Here is a 24,087-nt window from a genome sequence, read left to right as displayed (position 1 = left end):
AACACAATATTGCTAACATTTAGCATTATATTTTACTTATGGGGAGATGCAAAATTAATATATGTGATATTGATGGCTATTTTACTTAATTATATAGTTGGGTTATTGCTTGACAAATATAAAAATAATATAAGAACTTCAAAAGCAATACTAATATTAGGTGTAATTATAAACTTATTATCACTTTTTGTATTTAAATATACTAACTTTTTTATAGAAAATATAAATAGAGTATTCTCTTTAGTTGGTTATAATAAGCTAGATTTACTGAAAATTGTTATGCCGATTGGAATTTCATATTTTACATTTCAAGCCATTTCTTATATTGTTGATGTTTACAAAGGAAAAGCAAAGGTTCAAAAAAATATACTGAAATTTGCTCTTTATATACTATTTTTTCCTAGATTAATTGCTGGACCTATAATTAGATATTCAGATATTGAAGATCAATTAGATAAAAGAAAAATAACTGTTGATAGTATATATTTATCATTAAGAAGATTCATAATTGGATTAGGAAAGAAAGTAATAATTGCTAATACCTTAGGAGGTGTAGCAGATAGGATATTTGCTATTAATCAGCAAGATTTAACATTTTCGGTATCCTGGCTTGGTATCATATGCTATACGCTACAAATATATTTTGATTTTTCTGGATATTCAGATATGGCTATTGGTTTAGCAAGGTTGTTTGGATTTAGTTTTAAAGAAAACTTTGATTATCCTTATATATCTAAAAGTATTACAGAGTTCTGGAGAAGATGGCATATTTCATTATCAACATGGTTTAAGGATTATTTATACATACCATTAGGTGGAAACAGAGTTGCAAAAATTAGAAATTATATTAATCTACTGATAGTATTTATATGTACTGGAATATGGCATGGAGCAAGCTGGAATTTTATTTTTTGGGGACTATTTCATGGATTTTTCATAGTTTTTGAGAAAATAACAAATATGAAAATAGCAAGAATAAAAATACTGAATAGAATATATACGATTTTAGTAGTTATGGTGGGATGGGTGTTTTTTAGAAGCAACTCTTTTGAATACGCTTTATATTATCTTAAAGCTATGTTTGGATTTGGGCAGGGAATGAGTACTGTATATTATTCGGATTTATATATTAATAACAAAATAATATTTATAATTATTATTGCAGTAATAGGAAGTAATCCGAATATAAATAATTTGTTGAATAGATTTGATAAACTGATTAAAGGTAGGGTTTTAATTAATATTTATACAGTGCTAATATTATTTATTAGTATAATGCTAATTATAACATCAACAACACAGTCATTTATATATTTTAGGTTCTAAGGAGAAAGTCATGAATAGAGATGTAAAGCGTAGCTCAGTTATTAAGGTGATATATATAATAGTTATATTTATACTTATGCTAATACCTCTAACAGGATTAAAAAAATCTGGAGGTAACTTAGAGAGTGAAAATAGAAGAAAAAGTGAAAAACCTAAAATTATGAAAGATAAGAGTTTTAATAGTGACTTAGGGAGAGATACAGAAAATTGGGTTAATGATAATGTATTATTTAGAGAAGAATTATCGGGGATTAATTCTTTCATAAATATTAAGTTATTCAAAAGTAGTCCAAATGAAGACAAGGTACTGGTAGGAAAAGATAATTGGCTATTTTATTCTGGAGAAAAATCATTAGAGTTTTATAGAAATTCGAAGTTGTATAGTGAAGAAGAACTTTTAAAAATCAAAAACAACTTATTAAAGCATAAGGCATATTTAGATAATTTTAATTGTAAGATGATATTGATGATACCACCCAATAAAGAGACTATTTATAATGAATATTATCCTGATAAAATTTTAAAAGTTTCAAGTTATTCTAAGTTAGATCAATTAATGGATTACTTATCAAAAAATACAGATTTAGAGGTTATTGATGTAAGGGATGACTTAATGAGATTAAAGTCAGAAAAGACATTGTACTATCTTACAGATACACATTGGAATAATATGGGGGGATTTGTTGGTTATAAGAAGTTGATAAAAGCAGTTAATAAAGTATATGAGAATACACCTATGCTAAGTGAAGATGATTTTTATATTAATTCTGTTAATATAAAAACTGGTGATCTTCAAAATATGTTGGCACTAAACGGATATTTTAATGATTTGGACTATGAATTTAAACCGAAAGAACAATACTCATATAAAGAGGTTGAAACTTCAAACAATAAGGAACTTATAACAGAGATAGAAAACTCGGATCTGCCTAAGTGTGTTATGCAACGGGATTCATTCACAATTGCAATGAAACCATTCTTATCTAATAGTTTTAGTAGGATAACTTATAAATGGGAGTATAATTTTGATTATAGTCTAATAGAACGAGAAAAACCTGATGTTTTTATTTACTCTATCTTAGAGAGATATATAGATAATTTATTAAATGATAATTAAATGAAGGGAGATAAAAAAATGAAAACTTATTTAGTAACTGGGGGAGCTGGATTTATAGGATCGAACTTTGTTATATATATGCTTAATAAATATAACGATGTTAAAATAATAAATTTAGATAAATTAACTTATGCAGGAAATTTAGAAAATTTAAAATCATTGGAAGGAAATAAAAAGCATATATTCGTTCAAGGGGATATATGCGATAAAGAACTAGTTACATCTTTATTTGAGAAATATGATATTGATTATGTAGTTAACTTTGCAGCAGAATCACATGTGGATAGAAGTATTAAGGAGCCAGAAATTTTTGTTCAAACGAATGTATTAGGAACTGTTAACTTACTTAACTGTGCTAAAAATGCATGGGAAACAAAAGATGGCTGGAAAGAAGGGGTTAGATACCACCAAGTATCTACAGACGAAGTATATGGATCACTAGGAGAAATTGGATACTTTATGGAAACAACACCATTAGACCCTCATAGTCCATACTCCTCAAGTAAAGCTGGAGCAGATTTTATGGTTCAGGCGTATTCAGATACTTACAAGATGCCAGTAACTATAACTAGATGTTCTAATAACTATGGGCCATACCATTTCCCAGAAAAATTAATACCGCTATTAATAAACAACTGTTTAAATCATAAGGATTTACCAGTGTATGGAGATGGACTGAATATAAGAGATTGGTTATATGTTGAAGATCATTGTAAAGCAATTGATATGGTAGTTAGAGAAGGTAAAACAGGCCAAGTGTATAATGTAGGTGGACATAATGAAAGAACAAACATACAAATAGTTAAAACAGTACTAGCTTACTTACATGAAAATGTTGATAAAACTATAACAGAAGATTTAATTAAATATGTAGAAGATAGAAAAGGCCATGATAGAAGATATGGTATTGACCCAACAAAAATTAAGAATGACTTAGGATGGTATCCAGAAACAATATTTGAAGTAGGAATAGTAAAAACTATACAGTGGTATTTAGAGAATAAAGAATGGATGGAACATGTAACATCTGGAGACTATCAGAAGTATTATGAAAAGATGTATGAATAGAAAAATTAAGCAACTATATTCTTAGTATGTAAATAAAAAGTAAATGTGTGCTAAAGAAGATTACATACATTTACTTTTTATTCTTAAGATTGATGAATTATAATTTAAAATTTGTTAGAGTATCCTAATTTAATGTTAAAAAGTATGACTATAAAGGAAAAACTAGTGTGTGAACTCAGTTTTATTTATAATAAAAAGATACTGACTCAATATTAATTAATAAAGGAATGTAGATTTTTTTGTATTACTTATCTATAATAATAGTTACTAATAATTTTGAAAGAGATATAAAGATTTGTTTGGATTCTATTATTAATAAAACAAAATGAATAAGCTATGAAATAATAGTAGTAGACAATTCGTCCAATGATAAAACATTTGGGGTTATTACAGAATACAGTGTAAATACAAAAATATAAAAGTTATATTATCTATAAATGATGAGTTTAATGTTGGTAATAATAAAGGAATTAGAATAAGTAAAGGTAAATATATAGCTTTACTTAATACGGATACTATAGTTCAATGATTCCTTTTCAATAATAATATATAATATTAAACAATTTAGGAGCATGTGGACCAGCTTTTGTGTTTGATAGAAGAATTGTTGAATTAATAGGATATATGGATGAAAGCTATTTTCTGTATTATGATGAAACAGATTATGCTTATCATATAAATAAATTGGGGTTGAAAAGTTTTCTTTTTCAGAAGTTAAAATCATTCATTTAGAAGGACAGAGCACGCAATCTATGTCGGATTTTTCTAAAAGAGTATTCTTAGAGAGTTATGTTAAATATTTGAAAATGAATATTTCTTATTTAGAAGCTAGATTAATGACCTTGGTTAAAATATTGGAATATAGAGTTAAGTTAATAATAATAAATATAATAAAAAAGATTTGTTGACTAGAGTTGATGGATGTAAAGAGTAATTGCAATTTTACATAACAGTAAATAAAAAAATAAAGAGGTAATAATATGGGAAAGACATGGGTAACAATTTTTCCTCAAGCGAAGAACTTTCATTTAGTAAAAGATGTAGGCTATATTCCATATATAATGTATAAAAATTATGGATATAACAGTAAAGTCGTTTGTTATAATAATGATAAATATGATTATTTAGATAAAGATGTAAAAGGGCTTAAAATTGATTTCATTAAAAGAATTTTCAAACAAAAGACTATTGATTCTGCTATATATTTATTAATGAATTCCCGAAATATAGATGTTCTTCAAGTATATCATCTTACAAGAGGACATTTAATATGGATATGGATATATAAAAAAATAAATAAACAAGGTAAAGTTTTTTTAAAGTTAGATACGAATGATGATATAAAAAATATAGAATTTAAATCTCTTTTTGATAAGTTTAATCTTAGAGTGTTGAAAAAAGTTGATCTAATTACTGTAGAGACTAAGATTCTTCATAATTGGTTAAGGCAAAATTGGGAGGTCAATGTAGAATACATTCCTAATGGATTTATTCCATCAAGGATTTCAAATATTAGTGAATTTAGAAATAAGAAGAATATAATATTAAGCGTAGGTAGAATAGGAGCTCCAGAAAAAAACAATGAAATGCTAATCGAATCTTTCTTCAAAATATATAAGAAATTACCCAATTGGAAAGTGAAATTTGTAGGAGAATATACTGGTTCATTTAAAAAATATCTACAAAATTATGTAGATAAAGAGCCAGAATTTAAAGAAAAAGTTATCCTAGTAGGACATGTAGCAGATAGAGAAGTTCTTGACGAATATTATAGAGAAGCAAAAATATTTTGCTTAACTTCATTGTATGAAAGTTTTGGGTTAGTGTTAGTTGAGGCAATCAAAAATGGTTGTTATATACTAACTACAGATGTTCTCGCTGCTAATGACATAACTAATAATGGACAGTTTGGGAAAATATTTAAGTCAAATGATAAACTTAAGTTAGAAGAATATATACAGAATGCATGTAATGATGAAAAAATGTTAGAAAATCTCTTCATGAAAATAATAGAACATGCTTATGAAAATTTTAGCTGGGATATTATTTCTAATAAAATTAATGAATTAATTAGAGATATTTACAAGGAGATGAAATGAATAAGAAAATAAGGGACTTTATATATACATTTGGAGCCAATATACTTAATTTTTTGATGGGGTTTATTACAGGATTTTTGATTCCTGGATTTTTAGATGTAGATAATTATGCTTATATTAAGTTGTTTGGATTTTACGCTGGATATGTTGGTATATTGCACTTAGGTTTTTTAGATGGGATTTATCTGAAATATGGTTCCTATGATTATGGAGAACTACCTAAAGAAAAATTCAGGGGATATGTTAGATTCATGTTCTTATTCCAATTAGTTGAAAGTGTAATTATGGCGATTGGGATATTTATTTTTTCAAAAGAATATAACAGAAGTATTGTTTTTTATTATGTAGTAGCTAATATAGTAATCTTAAATTTAACAACTATGTTTGCATTTATACATCAGTTTACAAAGAGATTTAAATTATACTCTATAAATATGGTATTTACTAAGCTTTTTTATGTTGTAGGGTGTGTTTTATTTATTTTCTTCAATATAAAAGGATATAATGAATTTATAATAATGCAAACAATTGTGAATTTAATTATATTGCTTATATATTTGTACTTCAATAAAGAAATTGTGTTTGGACATTCAGATAGTATTCTTGCAAATTTTAAAGAGTATGAGTATTTAATAAAAAGTGGTTTTTTTGTAATGATAGGAAATCTAATGACACAATTAGTTCTAGGAATAGATAGATTTTTTGTGGATAAGTTCTTTGCAATAAATGATTTTGCAATGTATTCTTTTGCTTACACGCTTATTTCATTATTTAGCATACTTTTAGGTTCGATCACTATGGTTGTATACCCATACTTAGCACGAGCAAAAAAAGAAAATTTTAATAATGTTTATGAGAGGAGTAGAATTTTAATCACAATATTAATGGCTATAACTATGGCATCATATTTTTTAATAAAAGTCATAGTAATAAAGTTTCTCCCTAAATACACTGATTCATTTGGCATATTATTATTTTTAGTTCCAACAGTACTTTACAGTGCTCAAATATCTATATTGATATCAAATTTTTACAAAGTTTTGAAAGAAACTAAAGACTATACTAAAAATAATATTATTGCACTAGTATTATCAATTGTAACCAATGTCATTGGGATTATTATATATAAAGATGTAATTACTATTTCTATTGCAACTTTAGTCGCATTTATACTATGGGTTGCTTACTCTGACTATTATTTTAAGAAAAAGTTAGACATTCATATATTAAAAAGTCAATTATTAGATATATATGTTGTAATTGTTTTTTTAATTTGTGCTATTTTCTTAAATTGGTTATTAGGATTAATAGTTTACTTATTTTTCATTGGAATTTATATAATAATTAAGCATAAAGAAGATATTAAAGAGATGTTTAATATAATAAAAAAAAGATAGAAATTTATTTCTAATAGGTGAAATGGCTCATTTTATATGGGTTATTTTATTTTGCGAAAGTATAAACTTAAAAAATTAAGTACATAATCTCATCATCTATTAATAAGATTATAGCCTAATATCTATTAATTTAGATGATACTAAGTGATAGGAAATTAGATAATTAAGTCTAAAAGAAATATATAAATAAATCTAATTCCTATAAATGTTCAATAACTGTGAAAGGTTTTGTATTGAAAGATACTTTATAAAAAAGCAAGTTTTATTATAAAAAATAATAAAAAATAGAATAGTCAATGATTTCCACTAGTGAAACCAATAATTAAAGTGTTATAGACAAAATGTTAAATGTAGACATGATAGAAAAAAGGCTATCTTATCTTACACTAAATAAATGAAAAAAATTACAGTTAAAGTCGAAAATTGTTATATTAAACTTTAATATAATATAGTGTGTACCATTGAATAAATAAGATAAAAAATATATAATTATTAAATGATTGCTAAATATATATTTTCGTGTTGAAGTAAGGTATTCTTTAGTAGAATTTGTTATATTATATAAAATAATAAAATTTTGGTGTATGGAGGAGGAATTATGCAATTCGAGGATTCAAGGGGAAATATACTGTATAGAGAAAAAAAATATGACTTTTATACTGTTGTTAAGAGATTAATAGATATTTTGGGTTCTTTGGTTGGATTAATTTTATTAAGTCCAATATTTTTTATAGTAGCTATATTAATAAAAATAGATTCTAAAGGCTCAGTTATTTTCTCTCAGAATAGAATAGGTAAAGATGGCAAGTTATTTAAAATGTATAAATTTAGAAGTATGGTAGTTAATGCTGAAGATTTAAAGAAAAAAATTCTAAAACAAAATGAAATGTCAGGACCTATGTTCAAAATAAAAGATGATCCAAGGGTCACTAAGATAGGTAAATTTATTCGAAAAACAAGCATTGATGAACTACCACAGCTTTTTAATGTGCTTAAAGGTGAGATGAGCCTAGTTGGACCTAGGCCAAGCTTGCCAGAAGAAGTAGAAAAATTTGAAGTATGGATGATGAAAAGGTTAGAAATAAAACCAGGGTTAACTTGCTATTGGCAAATAAGCGGAAGGAATAATATAGACTTTGAAGAATGGATGAAGTTAGATATAAAATATGTACAGGATAGATCTATATGTATAGATATAAAACTTATTTTAAAAACATTTTTTATTTTGTTTGGAGATAAGAATGCTAGTTAATGATACAAAACAGGAGATTTCAGTGTACTTTCTGTAGTGGTAATTAATTTTAATCCAAGTAATCGTAAAGTATTTAATGATGAATTTTAAGTTTTAAGAAATTTCAAAAATTATTTTACATAAGAATGAGATAGGTTGAGGGTTAGCGATGAAAAGTTTAATAGTAGATCAAATATTGAGTGTTAATTATAAATATACAGTTAATTTAATAAATAACTTATATAAATATGATGTAAATATTCAATTAGTGTCAGATGAAAAAAAAGACTTTAAAGAAGTTAACTGTGGTGTCGAAATGAAGTTTAATACTACAGATAAAAGTTTAAGTAAAATTAAAAAGGCAATTAATTATATAAAAACTTGGAGATATATAGTAAAGAAATGTGAAAAAGAAGATATTGATTTAATACATGTTCAATGGTTCATTTTATCTCCTATAGATTGGTTATATCTAAAAAAACTTAATTCAAAAGGCGTAAAAATAGTAGTTACTGTGCATGATATATTACCTTTTAATCAAAAATTTTATGACTATAAGTATCATAAGAAAATTTATGAATTAGCTAATAAAATAATTGTTCAAGCTCAAATTAATAAAGAGAAAATAATAAAATTATTTGATGGGTTAGATAATAAAGTTGTATACATACCTCATGGAAATTTTGTGAATTATGCAAAGCAAATTAATAAAAAAGAGGCAAGAGATTATTTGAACCTTCCTCAAGATAAGAAAATAATTCTTTTCTTTGGTCAAATTAAAAAAGTAAAAGGATTAGATTATTTATTGAATGCTATGGTAAAAATAAATAAAATAAGAGATGATATAATTCTTGTTATAGCAGGAAAGGTTTGGGAAGATAAATTTGATAAATATAGAAAAATAATTGATGATAATAAACTTACTAATGTAGTAAGATGTGATATAAAATATATACCAGACAATGATATAAGTTATTACTATTCAGCATGTGATTTAAACGCATTACCTTATTTAAATGTATATCAAAGTGGCGTAATTCAACTAGCCTATGCTCATAGGAAACCAGTTGTTGCATCAGATATCCCATCTTTTAGAGAAGTTGTTTTAGATAATATTTCTGGAAAATTATTTGAAACTAAAAATTCTGAGGAATTAAGTAGTTCAATTTTAGAATTGTTTAATGGTCAATATGATTTAAGTGAAATGGGACAAAAAGGCTATGATTATATTGAAGATAAATTTTCATGGGATAAGATAGCAAAGAGTGTAGCAGCTATATATGAAGAGGTTGGAGGAAAAATATGAAACACATATTTATAATAGGAAGTAAGGGAATTCCAGCTAATTATGGCGGATTTGAGACATTTGTACATAAATTAACCGAGAAAAGAAAAAGTGATGAAATAAAATATCACGTTTCATGCTTAGCAGACGTTAATAGTGAGTTTGAATTTAATAAAGCAAGGTGCTTTAATATTAAAGTGCCTAATATTGGTGCAGCAAAAGCTATAGCATATGATGTTAAAGCTTTAAGTTATACAATTAGATATATAGAAGATAATAGAATTGAAAATGCAATTATCTACATTTTAGCTTGTCGGATAGGGCCTTTTATGTGGGGGTTCAAAAGAAAACTGAATAGATTAGGTATTACTGTATTTGTTAATCCTGATGGTCATGAGTGGAAAAGAGCAAAATGGAATAAGGCTATTAGATTATATTGGAAAATTTCAGAGAAGCTAATGGTAAAAGATGCTGACATTTTGATATGTGATTCTAAAAATATAGAAGCATATATAAAAGAAGATTATAAACAATATAATCCTAAAACAAAATATATATCATATGGGGCAGATTTAGAACCATCTATGCTAACATATGAGAATGACTTGGTTAAAAATTGGTATACTGATAAAGGTATAAAACAAAATGAATACTATTTAATTGTCGGAAGATTTGTACCTGAAAATAATTACGAATTAATTATTAAAGAATTTATAAGATCTAAAAGTAAAAAAGATTTAGTTATAATAACTAATCTTGAAAATAATAAATTTTATAATAAATTAAAAACTATAGATAATGATAAAAGAATAAAATTTGTAGGTACAGTATATGAACAAGAACTATTAAAAATAATTAGAGAAAATGCCTATGGTTATATCCATGGCCATGAAGTTGGAGGGACAAACCCATCTCTATTGGAAGCATTAAGTTCAACTAAAATAAATATTTTGTTAGGAGTTGGATTTAACAAAGAAGTAGCTGAGGATGGAGCAATATATTTTACTAAAGAAGAAGGTTCACTTAGTAAAACAATTGATTTGGTAGATAACTTTAGTAATGAAGAAATAGATGAGCTTGAGAGTAAAGCAAAAAATAGAATTACTAAATATTATTCATGGATAACAATAGTTAAATCATATGAAGACTTATTTAAAAATATATAAATTGTTTAGTTTATAAAAATTAAGTTTTAGAAAATATTATGAGGTGAAAAATGAATATTATAAATATAATGAAAAATAATAAAAAAGCTGCAATATATTCTTTAGTAATACTATCTATACTTATGGGATTAATAATGAATTATCCTATTGTATCAATTTGTATTTTATCAGCACTTGTTTTTTATTATAGTTACACTAATGATTATAGATCTCTTAAATTTCTCATAATATTAATTGTTTTACAAAATATTATTATGATAATTTTCAGTTCAAATTTAACAGCAACAGATACAAAATTGATTACTATTATGAAAGAAGCTTTACTATACTTATCCATATTTTTTACGTATATTGTTAAGCGTAAACAAAAAATAGAAAAAATAGATATGTTGGCAATTGCTTATGCTATAGTTATAATAATTTCATTTTTTATGTCAGATGCAACTTTTACAGCTAAAATAGTGTGTATAAGGCAACTTTTATTACCAGTAATTTGTATGATATATGGAAAACAAATAAACATTAATAATAAATCCTTAAATAAGTTTTATGAAGTTATGACTTATGTAGGTATATTTATCGCTATTTTTGGTATAATTGAATTGTTTTTTTTAGGAGATAATTTTTGGAAGTATATAGGAAGTGAAAATTATTTTAGAAATAAAGGAATTGAAGATTGGTCACAGAATGGGATTATGGGGAGTTTCTATACATATGATTTAAGTTTCATAGTAAATTATCCAGTAAGAAGGTTAGTATCAATTTTTGGAGAAGCTTTATCAACTGGTCATTTTTTATTTTTTTCATTAGTTATTACCTTCTTAAAATACAATGGCAAAAAAGTGATTAAATATATATTATGTACTATACTATTATTAGCAATAATACTAACAATTTCAAAGGGTGTAATTCTTTTGTTGGCAATATTTATTGTATTTATGATGTATTTTTATTATGACAAAAAGAAACTCACATTAATTATTGGAATAATAGGTGTTTTAGCTATATCTTTTATATTGATTTCTTCATACGGAAAGAATACTTCTACCGGATATCATATAGATGGTTTAATAGATAATTTTAGTAATATAAAGATATTAGGTAATGGAGTTGGAAAGTCTGGAAATTTTGCCAAGATTTTTGGAAGTCCTTCTAGTGAAGTTATTTCAGGTGAAAGTTTTATAGGAACTTTATTAGGACAAATAGGATTAGTAGGATTTGTAGCGTACATATTATACAATCTATATTTTGTAAAAAAAATTTATGAGAGTAAAACTATTGATAAAGATACTATTTGTATTACTTTTAGTTTACTAATAGGTATATTAATTGAGTGTTTTTTATCAGAATCAGCCATAAGTTTCTTGGGGACTAGTTTGTATTTTATACTGATTGGTATTATATATAGAAATAAAGTATACGTGAAATAATATAAATAAAATATAAGGAGATATTACTTTGCAACCAAAGATATATGTTATATTGTTAAACTATAATGGTTATAAAGATACATTAGAATGTGTAAAATCATTGAAAAAAGTTAATTACAACAACTTAAGGATTATAGTTGTAGATAACGCATCTACAGATGATTCAGATAGTATTCTTTCAAATAATAAAGAATATGTATATTTAAAAGCGGATAAAAATGAAGGATTTGCAAAAGGTAATAACATAGGAATTGAGTATGCAATTAGTAATGGAGCAGAGTATATCCTATTATTAAATAATGATACTATAGTTGAAGAAGACTTTTTAAATCAAATGATTTCTATATTTTATGAAGAAGAACGTATAGGGATTGTAGGTTCTAAGATATTATATTATCCGCAAAAAGATGTAATTTGGTATGGCGGTGGGTATGTTGATTGGTTTAATTTCGTTGGGTTAAACGATGGAAAAGGAATTAAAGATAATGGTAATTATAATAAGGTTTCAGATGTGAGCTTTATTACTGGATGCTGTATGTTAATAAAAACAGAAGTAATACTTAAAGTTGGATATTTACCAGAAGAGTATTTTATGTATTATGAGGATGTTGAGTTTTGTATAAATGTATCTGATGCAGGATATAGATTGGTATATAATCCTAAATCAATTATTTATCATAAAGTTAGTGTTTCTAGTGGGGGTGAAGATTCACCTTTCACTTTAAAATGGTTAACGCGTAATAAAATAATATTCATGGAAAAGTATAGATATAAAGTAAGGAATTCAAAATATTTGAGAGCTTATATATATTTCTATTTAACTAGATTTATAAGAATTATTCAGTTCTTATTTAAAAATAGAGAAAAGGCCAAAGCAATATATTCAGGTATTAAAGAAGGAATAAAAATAAAGAAATACTTTTATTAAAATAAAAGTATTAGAACTTGAAACGTATATAAGAGTAATTTATGAATGTTTTTCATGGACTTGCTATTAACTTACATAATGATTTAGATAGTACTATACTTTACAGTGACATTAAATTTAAAAGGTTACATACTTAAATTTATTTTAAAGAAATTTAATATAAAATTTGGAGGAAAATTTTGTGATTGATATTTCAATAATTATTGTTACATATAATTCAAAGGATGATATTAAGAATTGTATAGAATCTATTATTAAAAATACCTTGGAAATAAATTATGAGATAATCGTTGTAGATAATTCTTCAACAGATGGTACCACAGAAATTGTAAATAATATTATAGATTTGAATAATAATATTAAATTAATTAAATCTCCTAATCTGGGATTTAATTCAGCAAATAATAGAGGAATTAAAATAGCTAATGGTGAATTTATAGCATTATTAAATCCAGATACAATATTATTAAATGATGCATTTTCTATTATTTTGAAGGAGATGAAAAATGACAAAAATGTAGGGGCTTGTGGCGGAGCACTTTTTACCAAAGATTTAAATTTAAATATGAGTTTAGGTTCATTTCCATCACTATATGATACATTAATAAGAACGACAAAAATTAGAAAAGATAAATTTTATTTGCCTGATTTAAGCAAAGAAAAAATTGAAGTTGATTTACCTTGTGGGGCGGATTTTGTATTTAGAAAAGAGCTCATTAATGAAGTGGGTTATATGGATGAAAGATACTTTTTATATTTTGATGAAACTGATTTTGCTTTAGCAATTAAGAATAAAGGCTATAAGAATTACATATTTCCTAAAGCAAGAATTATACATTTACAAGGAACAAGTACAGATAAGGTATCTGAATTTTCAAGGAAAGTGTTTTTAGAGAGTAACATAAAATATTTAAAGAAAAATGTAAACAAAGTGGAAGCTATTTTAATGACAATGGTTAAAATCATGGAACATTATATTAAGTTTACCATTATATATATGTTTAGAAATAAATATATTAAGAAGTTTAATACTTATACTAGTGAATTAAATTATTATAAAACAGTTTTAAAAAATATTTTATAAGGGTGAGTTATTTTGAAAACATGGTATACACTTTTTCCCGATGCGATGAATTATCATTTAACAAAGGATGTTGGATATATACCATATTTAATGCATAAGAATTACGGGATTGAATCACGTATAATATGTTATGAAACTGATAAATATGACTATTTGGATAATGAAGTTAAGGGATTAAAGCTTGAAAAATTAAAGAAAATAAGTAATAATAAGAACTTAGATTCAATTATATATTTATTTTTAAATTCAAAAAAGATAGATATTTTAAATTTATATCACTTTAGAAAAATACACTTAGTATATGTTTTGGTATATAAACTTTTAAGACCTAATGGGAAAGTATTTATGAAATTAGATGCTAATGAGTCAATAAGAAATAGTAAGATTGGTTTTTTATCAAATAAAATATTAAAAAAAATAGATTTAATAAGTGTAGAGACCATTGCTTTACATTCGTGGTTAAATAATAATTGGCCTGTAAAGGTTGAATATATTCCTAATGGATTCATAAAGCAAGATAAAGAAATTAATACTAAAAATAAGAAAAATATTATTCTTTTTGTTGGAAGAGTTGGGGCTCCAGAGAAACAAAATGAGATTTTATTAAATGCATTTTGTAGTATATATAAACAAATTCCAGGATGGAAGCTTAAGTTTGTAGGGCCAATAACAAAGGAATTTGTGGAGGAAGTTAATAAAAAAATATCTGATAATTCTGAGATGAGCAAATATATTGAAGTAAGTGGCGAAGTAAATGAAAAACAAAAATTATCAGATATATATAATGAAGCAAAAGTATTTTGTATAACTTCCAAATATGAAAGCTTTTGTTTAGCATTAGCTGAGGCTATAGGAAGTGGATGCTATGTTATTACATCAAATATCCTATCAGCTAGTGATATTACTAATAATGGTGAATATGGAAAGGTAATAGATGATATAAATGATAGCAATTTAGCAGAGGCGCTATTAAGTGTTTGTAATTCAAATACAATTAATTATAATTTAAATAATAATATAATAAAGTATGCTAATGATAATTTTTCATGGGATAGTTTATGCAAAAAAATATATAAATTTTTATATTAAGTATAAGAGTTCAGATATAGTACTAACTCTGTTATGATTTATATATAAAGCATAATAATAAGTCGACTTATTCAAGTTTAAGTGTTTTAAAAAATAAATAAATTACTATATAGTAAGGAGGGGTTCGCAGTTAAACGGACTCCTCATTTTTTTCTATGACTCCTCCTATCTAACTTATTTGATTAAATGTAACATGAACTAGACAATTAATTAAATGTATAATATTGTCTTTTATTAAGTTTATAGACAATTAAAATGTAGATAGTTATAATTAATATGTAGAAATATAAAAAGGAGGGTAGGTATAGAATAAAATGAAAAAATTCATATTTATAATTGTACTATTGTTATCTATAATTGGTATAAATAGTGAGAAGGCGTATGCTAGTGAAGAGTATAGCATTCAGTATTCCACTCATGTACAAAATATAGGATGGCAGAATAATGTAGCAAATGGAGAATTGTCTGGAACTACAGCAAAGGCATTGAGGGTAGAAGCAATTAAAATTGATAATCCAACTAATTTAAATGTAAGATATCAAGCACATGTAGAGAATATAGGTTGGCAAAATTGGGTTAATGGGGGAGAAATAGCTGGAACTACAGGAAAGTGCTTAAGAGTAGAGGCCTTGAAAGTTGAGGTAGTTAATCCACCAGCAGGGGTACATATTGAATATCAGGTGCATGTAGAGAATATAGGCTGGATGGATTGGGTCAAAGATGGACAAGTTGCTGGTACTACAGGTAAAGCACTTAGAATAGAAGCGGTAAGAATAAAAATTAAAAAAGATAACTCTCTCAATATTAATTATAAGTCTCATGTACAAGATATAGGATGGCAAGATGGAGTATCACAAGGAGAGGTTTCAGGAGCTCCAGGATACTCTAAGAGAGTTGAAGGGGTAGTGGTTGATTTGTTAGGTGCTCCAGCAGACATGAAACTATCTTATCAAGGACACGTAGAGAATATAGGATGGCAAAATTGGGTTTCATCTGGACAATTGATGGGAACTCAGTACAATGGATTAAGATTAGAAGGATTTAGAGTTAAACTGGAAGGAAATACTCAAGGATATCATGTTATTTACTCGTCATATGTCGAAGGATATGGTTGGCAGGGATGGGTAAAGGATGGTGAAATATCGGGTGTAGTTGGAAAAAGAAAAAGAATTGAAGGTCTAATGATAAGACTAGTAAAAGATTCAGAGTTAGCTAATTATGTGAAACCAAAGATAGCTATAGATATAGGTCATAATGTATTCCCTGATATAGGGGCTGATGGTTTATATCAAGAAAGTCAACTTACTAAAGAAGTTGGGATAAAAGTAATAGATATATTAAAGAGTAATAACTATACAGTAATTGATACATTACCTGAAAGTGCTTCAAGTGAAAGAGATTCATTAGAGCAACGTACAAACACTGCTAATTCTAATGAAGTAAATAAGTTCATATCAATACATTTTAATAAATATGGTAGTGATGCAAATGGAAGTGAAGTTTATTTTCAAGTAAATAGTGATACTTCAAAAGTTATGGCAACTAATATATTAAATAACTTGGTTGCTTTAGGATTCAAAAATAGAGGAATTAAAAATGCTAATTATTACGTAATTACAAATACTAAAGCTCCATCGGTACTAGTAGAGTGCGCTTTTCTAGATAATGTAGAAGATATGAAGAAATATGATGCAAATAAAGTGGCTGAAGCTATTGCGAAAGGGATAATGAGTTCTTAAGACTGTATATTTATGAGATATTTATAAATTAGAGGTAATATGATGAATAAAAATAAAAATTTATTTATTGCTATAATAGTTGGATTTCTAGCAATATTATTTCTGCCTACGTCTCATGAAGTAAAAGCAGCTGGAGATGTAAGTTTAAAATATTCTGCTCATGTAGAAAATATTGGAGACCAAAAAGCTGTATATGATGGACAAGTTATAGGAACAACAGGTAGGAATCTACAGATTGAAGGAATAAGCATTAACTTAGAAGATCAAGTTGGATCAATGTCTATTAGATATAGGACACATGTTGAGAACATTGGATGGGGTCAGTGGGTTACTGGAGGTCAATACTCTGGAACAAGAGGCAAAGAACTTCAAGTAGAAGCTATACAAATCCAATTAGTAAATGCACCAGCTAATTATCATATAGAATATCAAACTCATGTTCAAGATATAGGTTGGCAAAATTGGGTTAGAGATGGTGATATAGCTGGAACTACAGGAAGAAATAAACGTGTTGAGGCAATAAGATTAAGAATAGTTAATGATAATGAGATTAAACCTAATAATGCAAGTGTACAATATCAATCTAGTGTTCAAGGAATTGGAACCCAAGAAGTAGTATCAGATGCAGGTATTGCAGGAACAATTGGAGAAAACCTTAGGTTGGAAAATATAAGCATTGCTTTAGGGAATTCTCCTAGTGGAGCTAGTATTTCTTATAGAGTGCATATCGAAAACAGAGGATGGTTAGATTGGGTTCCCGCTGGGATTGCTACAGGAGCTATAGGAAACGATAGAAGAGTTGAAGGTATCCAAATTAAAATTAATGGATTTCCAGAAGGATATCATGTAGAATACAAAGCTCATGTACAAGATATAGGCTGGCAAGGTTGGGTAAGAGATGGAGAGATTGCCGGAACAACTGGGCAAAGCAAAAAAATTGAAGCATTAAAAATAAGAATAGTTTCAGATAAAATTAATGTAAAATACCAATCAACTGTTCAAGATAGAGGAGTGCAGGCAGCAGTTTATAATGGTGAAACATCTGGAACGGTTGGGCAAGGATTACGCTTAGAGAATATAAATATAGCATTAGAAGGGGTTAATAGTAATTCAGGAGTTTCTTATAGGGTTCATTTGGAGAATAAAGGATGGTTAGACTGGGTATCTAATGGGATTACTACAGGAGCTATTGATAACAATAAGAGAATTGAAGCTATACAAATAAAATTACAAAATATACCGGAAGGATATCATGTAGAATATAGAGCTCATGTTCAAGATATAGGTTGGCAAGATTGGGTAAGGGATGGAGCTGTTGCAGGAACAACAGGACAAAGTAAAAAAATAGAAGGTATACAGGTCAGAGTTGTTCAAGATATAGTTAGTTCTACGATAAGTTATGTATATTCCAACTATAGTATTTCATTTGAAGATATACTAAATAAACAAATATCTAAAGAGCCCGCACTACAGATGATTAATAATTCGAATTCATGGGAGTGGAGATATGCTCAAATAAGAGATGGACAAGCTGGATATTATATAAATCCTCCTACAAAAATATTTTTTGGAGATTCGAATGTATATAACACAATAAAAGATCAGCTTCAGTTAAATTTGGATACTAGATTAAGTAGAAATTACGATTTAAATAAGTATCAATTTCTTAAATTAAGCTATGTAGATGGAACAACTGCTGAACAACTTAATTCTTCATTTAGTAAAGATGGAGTTTTAGCAGGAAAAGGACAAGTTTTTATTGATGCTGCAAGATTATATAATATAAATCCTATTTATTTGGCTGCACATTCAATGTTAGAAACAGGAAATGGCACTTCACAATTAGCAAAAGGGATTTCAGTAAATGGTACAACAGTATATAATTTATTTGGGATTGGAGCTGTAGATAGTGATCCAAATGGGGGCGGATCACAAACTGCTTATACAAAAGGTTGGACAAGTATAGATAAAGCAATATATGGAGGAGCTGAATTTATATCATCATCATATATAAATTCTGGTTACAAACAAGATACTCTATATAAAATGAGATGGAATCCAGCTAATCCAGGCACACATCAATATGCTACAGATATAAGGTGGGCAACAAATCAGGTTGCATATATTAAAAAATGTTTTGATCAAATACCAGATGCTAAGTTAGTATTTGATATTCCGGTGTATAAATAGAAATCAAGATAAAAGTATGACAAAAAGGTAAAATTGTCATACTTTTATTCTTTTTAATTAGTCTATTTGATATAATACAGATATTGAGATCAAATTACAATATATTGAATTTGGAGGTATACTATGTCAATATTGGTATGTGGAGGAGCCGGCTATATAGGAAGTCATATGGTAGCTTATCTTTTAGAACAAGGGAAAGATGTTGTAGTAGTAGATAGTTTAGAAACTGGCCATGAAAAATCAGTAAAGGGAGTTAAGTTATATAAAGGGGATTTAAGAGATAAAAAATTTTTGAATAATGTCTTTAATGAAAACGAAATAGAAGCAGTTATAGATTTTGCAGCATACTCTCTAGTAGGAGAAAGTATGGTAGAACCATTAAAGTACTTTAATAATAATGTATATGGAACTATAAACTTACTAGAAGTTATGAAAGAGCATAATGTTAAATATATAGTATTTTCATCAACAGCAGCAACTTATGGTGAGGTAGAAAAAACTCCTATAGTAGAAGAGGATAAAACATTCCCAACTAATGCTTATGGAGAATCTAAACTTATGGTAGAAAAGGTTCTTAAGTGGTGTGATACAGCTTACGGAATAAAACATACTGTTTTAAGATATTTCAATGTAGCTGGGGCTCATGTAAGTGGAAATATAGGAGAAGATCATAAGACGGAAACTCATTTAATTCCACTTATATTACAAGTTGCTTTAGGTAAAAGAGAAAAGATAATGATATTTGGAGAAGACTTTAATACGCCAGATGGAAGTTGTATTAGAGATTATATTCATGTATCAGATTTAGCAGAAGCTCATGCTTTGGCATTAGATAGATTGTTTAAAGGTGGAGACAGTAGAATATTTAACTTAGGAAATGGAACAGGATTTTCAGTTAAAGAGGTAATAGAAGTAGTTAGAAAAGTAACTAATCATCCTATACCAGCAGAAGTTACAGGAAGAAGAGCGGGAGATCCTGCTATACTTATAGCATCTTCTGATAAAGCTGTAAAAGAATTAGGATGGACACCTAAGTTCAACACTTTAGAAACAATAGTAGAAACTGCTTGGAAATGGCATTCAAATAATCCTAATGGATATAATGATTAATAAAGGAACAGAAAGAAGGATGAGAAGATGACAATTAAAAAAGCAATAATTCCTGCAGCGGGACTTGGAACAAGATTTTTACCAGCTACAAAAGCATTACCTAAAGAGATGCTTCCTATAGTAGATAAACCAACTATGCAATATATAATAGAAGAAGCTATAGCTTCAGGTATAGAAGAAATACTAATAATAACTGGAAGAAATAAGAAGTCCATAGAAGACCACTTTGATAAATCCATAGAACTTGAAATGGAACTTGAGAAATCAGGAAAACAAGAGTTATTAGATTTAGTAAGAGATATATCAGGAATGGTAGATATACATTTCATAAGACAAAAGGAACCAAAAGGATTAGGACACGCAATTCTTTGTGCAAAGACTTTTGTAGGCAATGAACCTTTTGCAGTACTTCTAGGGGATGATATAGTTCATAATGAGGAAAACCCATGTTTAAAACAATTAGTGGATTGTTATGATGAATATAAGACATCTATACTTGGAGTGCAAACTGTTACTGAAGAAAATGTAAGTAAATATGGTATAGTTGACGGGCTACATATAGAAGACAGAGTATATAAAGTAAAAAATCTAGTAGAAAAACCATCTAGAGAAGAAGCTCCTAGTAACGTAGCTATACTAGGAAGATATATAATAACTCCACAAATATTCGATATACTAGAGAAAACTAAACCAGGTAAAGGTGGAGAAATTCAGCTTACAGATGCACTTAAGGATTTAATATCTCAAGAAGCTATGTATGCATACAACTTTGAAGGTAAAAGATATGATGTAGGAGATAAATTAGGTTTCTTACAAGCAACAGTTGAATATGCTTTAAGAAGAGAAGATTTAAGAGAAGATTTTATAAAGTATTTAAAAGAAATAATATAATAAGTAAAAGAAACAATAATTATCCTATTTGAATACTTATTGTTTCTTTTTTGTAAATAAATTTTTGTGAGAATTTTGTGAGGAGAATTTTATATAATAAAATTTATGAGAAAAATATTTAAATTAAATTAAAACAAAAATCGACAATGCACATAAAAAGAAAAAACTTTATTTGATTATAGAAAATCCTTGCAAATAAATAGGTTAAATGTTTACAAAAATTAGAGCTATGAATAAATTTTAAGAAATTAGAAATTATTCATAGTTTTTTTATTGGAAAATATATCAAAAAACTCCTTAAAAGAGAATATATAAATTCAAAAGTGATGATAACACTAAATGAATAAGTATAAATACTTCTTAATAAGTATACGATATACATTATATAGGTCGAATTATGTCTATTTGGAATGAGAATTAACGTTCGTCTAAGTGTTGAACAAACTGTTAAAAAGTTATATAATTATTTGGTAAAACTTTAAAGATATATATTATCGTAAGATTCAAATAATAGTTTATAGTCTGATTATTAAAAGTTTAATAATTAACACCAAAAGATGGTTTCGACACCATCAAACAATTGTGTATAAAAAGCTTCATAAAATAGACACAAATATGGTAATATGTTATGATTTATTTACAGTACATTTAAAAAACATTCGGAGGACTAAGATGGAATTAAAGGAATATCTACATATTTTTAAAAAAAGATGGTTGCTAATAATATCAGTGACGTTGACCTGTGTATTTGTTAGTGCGATAGTAAGTTTTTTCTTAATTAAGCCTACATATCAATCAAGCATTTCAGTAGTTATAGGAAGTAATAAAGAAGAATCTTCAGCTAATACAAATCAGACTTACAATGATGTTATAATGTATCAAAAATTAGTTAAAACCTATAGTGTATTTGTAAAAACAAGAGCTGTAGCTGAAGATACAATAGAAAAATTAAACTCTGACAGAAGTGTAGACTCACTTTTAGGAATGATAACAGCATCTCCTAGTAGTGATACTGATTTTTTAACTATAACAGTAAAGTCTAATGATGCTTATGAAGCTAGAGATATAGCTAATCAGGTAGCGAGGTCATTAAAAGATGTAACTAAAGAAATTAAAAATGTGGACAATGTTCAGTTAGTAGACGATGCATTATTACCTAGCGGTCCTGTATCACCTAAACCATTACTAAACATGGCTATAGCGCTACTACTTGGAATATTTGTTTCTGTAGGAGTAATATTCTTAATAGAATATCTAGATAATACAGTAAAAGATACAGATGAATTAGAAAAATTATTAGAAGTTCCTGTATTAGGGGCTATACCTATGATAGAAGAAAAAAAGAAAGCAAGAGGTGGTAAGCGTGATAAAAGATCTAATAGCATATAGTGATCCTAAGTCTTCTTCAGCAGAAGCATATAGAACTTTAAGAACAAATCTACAGTTTTCTATGTTAGATAAAGATTCTAATATTATTGCGATAACCTCATGTGCACCAGGAGAAGGAAAGAGTACTATAATAGCTAATCTAGCAGTAAGTTTAGCTCAAAGTGGTAAAAAGGTATTATTAGTAGATTGTGACTTAAGAAAACCGACTATTCACAAGAAATTTGGAATATCTAACGCTAGTGGGTTAACTTCATTATTATTAAAAGAAAGTACATTAGAAGAAGCTATATATAAAGTAGATATACCTAATTTAGGACTTATACCTAGTGGTCCAGTTCCACCTAATCCATCAGAAATATTAGGTTCTAAAAAGATGGGGAAGATATTAGAGGATCTTAAAAATTATTTTGATGTTATACTTTTAGATTCACCTCCAGTACTTGTAGTTTCAGACTTACACGTACTTGCATCAACCTTAGATGGGATTCTATTAGTTGCTACCTATGGAGTAACAGAGAAAAATGCTATATTAAGAGCAAAAGAAAGTATTTTAAAGGTTGGCGGAAAAGTATTAGGAGTAGTAGAAAATAAAATACCTCAAGATGCTAAAGGATATGGATATGGTGGATATGGATATGGGAAGTATCAAGGATATTATTCTTCAGATACAGAAGAATAGGAGGAAACATGATAGATTTTCATTCACACATAATTTATGGAGTTGATGATGGAGCTAAGGACATAAAGATGTCCTTAGATATGATAAAAAATGCAGAGAAAGAAGGCACTAAATATATATGTGCCACCTCTCATTATCTATCAGGAGAATATGAACCTAATAGAGAAGTGTATTTTAATAAACTTAAGGAATTAAGAGAAAAAAGCAACATACATATAATACCCGGATTAGAGGTGTATATGGATCCGAATTTGCCAGAGCTTTATAAAGAAAAGAAGATATGGGGAATAAACGAAGGTCCATATATGTTAATAGAATTTCCTATGAGAGATGTACCTAAATACTCCATGGATGTATTATATGAATTAACAGTATTAGGAGTAAAACCTATAATAGCACACCCTGAGAGAAATATTAAACTTATAAACAACATAGACATGATAGAAGACTTTATTGAAGAGGGGTACTTACTACAACTTAACGCTAACTCACTATTAGGAAAACATGGACAGGCGGAAAAAGCTTTTGGGGAAGAATTAGTAAAAAGAAACATGATTCATCTAGTAGGTAGTGACGGACATAATAGCAGTTTCAGGAAAACCGATATAAAAGAAGCTTTAAAAAGATTAGAAGACTTAAATCCAGAGTTATACGGATTTATATTAGAAAATGAAAAAAAAGTACTAGAAGGATTAGATATACACATACCAGACATAAAAGATTTAAAAGAGAAGAAGAAAGGTTTCTTCGGACTGTTTAAGAGAAAATAACTAGAGAGGTCATAAGTAATTATGACCATCTTTATATATAATAGATGGGAAACTAAGGAATAATTTATTTTTATAAATATTATTAATTTTAAATTTATA

The 24,087-nt window shown here is 27.2% G+C and carries 19 protein-coding genes; all 19 read left to right on the top strand.

Going from position 1 to position 24,087, the window contains the following annotated elements:
* The first annotated feature begins 72 nt into the window (after positions 1 to 72).
* The 19 genes from P8F83_RS13905 to P8F83_RS13815 all read left to right on the top strand — a co-directional run bounded on the left by P8F83_RS13905 (position 73) and on the right by P8F83_RS13815 (position 23,988).
* Positions 73 to 1,326, top strand: a complete 1,254-nt coding sequence (locus P8F83_RS13905; protein WP_326514848.1) for an MBOAT family O-acyltransferase — start codon at positions 73 to 75, stop codon at positions 1,324 to 1,326.
* A gap of 10 nt (positions 1,327 to 1,336) precedes the next feature.
* On the top strand, positions 1,337 to 2,443 hold the full coding sequence (locus P8F83_RS13900) for an alginate O-acetyltransferase AlgX-related protein (RefSeq protein ID WP_326511626.1): 1,107 nt from the start codon (positions 1,337 to 1,339) through the stop codon (positions 2,441 to 2,443).
* An 18-nt stretch (positions 2,444 to 2,461) separates the two neighbouring features.
* Positions 2,462 to 3,511 (top strand): dTDP-glucose 4,6-dehydratase, encoded by a 1,050-nt coding sequence (gene rfbB / locus P8F83_RS13895; protein ID WP_326511625.1) that lies wholly within the window; start codon positions 2,462 to 2,464, stop codon positions 3,509 to 3,511.
* Positions 3,512 to 4,491: 980 nt separating this feature from the next.
* A complete protein-coding gene (locus P8F83_RS13890) occupies positions 4,492 to 5,610 on the top strand; it encodes a glycosyltransferase family 4 protein (RefSeq protein WP_326511624.1) in 1,119 nt (372 codons plus the stop codon).
* Complete coding sequence (locus tag P8F83_RS13885) at positions 5,607 to 7,007, top strand: oligosaccharide flippase family protein (RefSeq protein WP_326511623.1); 1,401 nt, start codon at positions 5,607 to 5,609, stop codon at positions 7,005 to 7,007. Before P8F83_RS13890 ends, P8F83_RS13885 begins: the two co-directional genes overlap by 4 nt.
* A 598-nt stretch (positions 7,008 to 7,605) precedes the next feature.
* The gene (locus P8F83_RS13880) at positions 7,606 to 8,259 is read left to right on the top strand and encodes a sugar transferase (protein ID WP_326511622.1); all 654 of its coding nucleotides are present in this window, start codon (positions 7,606 to 7,608) and stop codon (positions 8,257 to 8,259) included.
* 148 nt (positions 8,260 to 8,407) lie between these two features.
* Positions 8,408 to 9,544, top strand: a complete 1,137-nt coding sequence (locus P8F83_RS13875; protein ID WP_326511621.1) for a glycosyltransferase family 4 protein — start codon at positions 8,408 to 8,410, stop codon at positions 9,542 to 9,544.
* A complete protein-coding gene (cps2T, locus tag P8F83_RS13870) occupies positions 9,541 to 10,689 on the top strand; it encodes a beta 1-4 rhamnosyltransferase Cps2T (protein ID WP_326511620.1) in 1,149 nt (382 codons plus the stop codon). Before P8F83_RS13875 ends, cps2T begins: the two co-directional genes overlap by 4 nt.
* A gap of 50 nt (positions 10,690 to 10,739) precedes the next feature.
* Positions 10,740 to 12,119 carry a hypothetical protein gene (locus P8F83_RS13865; protein ID WP_326511619.1) on the top strand — a complete coding sequence of 460 codons (1,380 nt, stop codon included), beginning with the start codon at positions 10,740 to 10,742 and terminating at the stop codon, positions 12,117 to 12,119.
* 28 nt (positions 12,120 to 12,147) lie between these two features.
* Positions 12,148 to 13,047: a glycosyltransferase family 2 protein gene (locus tag P8F83_RS13860; RefSeq protein WP_326511618.1), complete on the top strand. Its 900-nt coding sequence runs from the start codon at positions 12,148 to 12,150 to the stop codon at positions 13,045 to 13,047.
* Positions 13,048 to 13,228: 181 nt separating this feature from the next.
* The gene (locus P8F83_RS13855) at positions 13,229 to 14,131 is read left to right on the top strand and encodes a glycosyltransferase family 2 protein (protein WP_326511617.1); all 903 of its coding nucleotides are present in this window, start codon (positions 13,229 to 13,231) and stop codon (positions 14,129 to 14,131) included.
* Between the two features lie 12 nt (positions 14,132 to 14,143).
* On the top strand, positions 14,144 to 15,220 hold the full coding sequence (locus tag P8F83_RS13850; protein WP_326511616.1) for a glycosyltransferase family 4 protein: 1,077 nt from the start codon (positions 14,144 to 14,146) through the stop codon (positions 15,218 to 15,220).
* Positions 15,221 to 15,534: 314 nt separating this feature from the next.
* On the top strand, positions 15,535 to 16,959 hold the full coding sequence (locus P8F83_RS13845; protein WP_326511615.1) for an N-acetylmuramoyl-L-alanine amidase: 1,425 nt from the start codon (positions 15,535 to 15,537) through the stop codon (positions 16,957 to 16,959).
* Between the two features lie 42 nt (positions 16,960 to 17,001).
* Positions 17,002 to 19,149, top strand: coding sequence for a glucosaminidase domain-containing protein (locus P8F83_RS13840; RefSeq protein WP_326511614.1), 2,148 nt, complete (start codon positions 17,002 to 17,004; stop codon positions 19,147 to 19,149).
* A gap of 123 nt (positions 19,150 to 19,272) precedes the next feature.
* On the top strand, positions 19,273 to 20,259 hold the full coding sequence (gene galE, locus P8F83_RS13835; RefSeq protein WP_326511613.1) for a UDP-glucose 4-epimerase GalE: 987 nt from the start codon (positions 19,273 to 19,275) through the stop codon (positions 20,257 to 20,259).
* A 27-nt stretch (positions 20,260 to 20,286) separates the two neighbouring features.
* On the top strand, positions 20,287 to 21,150 hold the full coding sequence (galU, locus tag P8F83_RS13830) for a UTP--glucose-1-phosphate uridylyltransferase GalU (protein WP_326511612.1): 864 nt from the start codon (positions 20,287 to 20,289) through the stop codon (positions 21,148 to 21,150).
* A 672-nt stretch (positions 21,151 to 21,822) separates the two neighbouring features.
* Positions 21,823 to 22,539, top strand: coding sequence for a YveK family protein (locus P8F83_RS13825; RefSeq protein ID WP_326511611.1), 717 nt, complete (start codon positions 21,823 to 21,825; stop codon positions 22,537 to 22,539).
* On the top strand, positions 22,514 to 23,218 hold the full coding sequence (locus P8F83_RS13820; protein WP_326511610.1) for a CpsD/CapB family tyrosine-protein kinase: 705 nt from the start codon (positions 22,514 to 22,516) through the stop codon (positions 23,216 to 23,218). Before P8F83_RS13825 ends, P8F83_RS13820 begins: the two co-directional genes overlap by 26 nt.
* 8 nt (positions 23,219 to 23,226) lie before the next feature.
* Positions 23,227 to 23,988 carry a tyrosine-protein phosphatase gene (locus P8F83_RS13815; RefSeq protein ID WP_326511609.1) on the top strand — a complete coding sequence of 254 codons (762 nt, stop codon included), beginning with the start codon at positions 23,227 to 23,229 and terminating at the stop codon, positions 23,986 to 23,988.
* Positions 23,989 to 24,087 lie beyond the last annotated feature (99 nt).

It is taken from the genome of Clostridium intestinale (genome assembly GCF_035905475.1).
In the GTDB taxonomy this organism is placed as follows: domain Bacteria; phylum Bacillota; class Clostridia; order Clostridiales; family Clostridiaceae; genus Clostridium_T; species Clostridium_T intestinale.
Note: the sequence above shows the minus strand (reverse complement) of the source record. Positions and strands in the feature narration are given on the sequence as shown.

Excerpts from the sequence above, each read along its gene's own strand:
- P8F83_RS13905 (WP_326514848.1), top strand. The coding sequence starts at position 73 with ATGGCTATTTTACTTAATTATATAGTTGGGTTATTGCTTGACAAATAT.
- P8F83_RS13900 (WP_326511626.1), top strand. The coding sequence starts at position 1,337 with ATGAATAGAGATGTAAAGCGTAGCTCAGTTATTAAGGTGATATATATA.
- rfbB (WP_326511625.1), top strand. The coding sequence starts at position 2,462 with ATGAAAACTTATTTAGTAACTGGGGGAGCTGGATTTATAGGATCGAAC.
- P8F83_RS13890 (WP_326511624.1), top strand. The coding sequence starts at position 4,492 with ATGGGAAAGACATGGGTAACAATTTTTCCTCAAGCGAAGAACTTTCAT.
- P8F83_RS13885 (WP_326511623.1), top strand. The coding sequence starts at position 5,607 with ATGAATAAGAAAATAAGGGACTTTATATATACATTTGGAGCCAATATA.
- P8F83_RS13880 (WP_326511622.1), top strand. The coding sequence starts at position 7,606 with ATGCAATTCGAGGATTCAAGGGGAAATATACTGTATAGAGAAAAAAAA.
- P8F83_RS13875 (WP_326511621.1), top strand. The coding sequence starts at position 8,408 with ATGAAAAGTTTAATAGTAGATCAAATATTGAGTGTTAATTATAAATAT.
- cps2T (WP_326511620.1), top strand. The coding sequence starts at position 9,541 with ATGAAACACATATTTATAATAGGAAGTAAGGGAATTCCAGCTAATTAT.
- P8F83_RS13865 (WP_326511619.1), top strand. The coding sequence starts at position 10,740 with ATGAATATTATAAATATAATGAAAAATAATAAAAAAGCTGCAATATAT.
- P8F83_RS13845 (WP_326511615.1), top strand. The coding sequence starts at position 15,535 with ATGAAAAAATTCATATTTATAATTGTACTATTGTTATCTATAATTGGT.
- P8F83_RS13840 (WP_326511614.1), top strand. The coding sequence starts at position 17,002 with ATGAATAAAAATAAAAATTTATTTATTGCTATAATAGTTGGATTTCTA.
- galE (WP_326511613.1), top strand. The coding sequence starts at position 19,273 with ATGTCAATATTGGTATGTGGAGGAGCCGGCTATATAGGAAGTCATATG.
- galU (WP_326511612.1), top strand. The coding sequence starts at position 20,287 with ATGACAATTAAAAAAGCAATAATTCCTGCAGCGGGACTTGGAACAAGA.
- P8F83_RS13825 (WP_326511611.1), top strand. The coding sequence starts at position 21,823 with ATGGAATTAAAGGAATATCTACATATTTTTAAAAAAAGATGGTTGCTA.
- P8F83_RS13815 (WP_326511609.1), top strand. The coding sequence starts at position 23,227 with ATGATAGATTTTCATTCACACATAATTTATGGAGTTGATGATGGAGCT.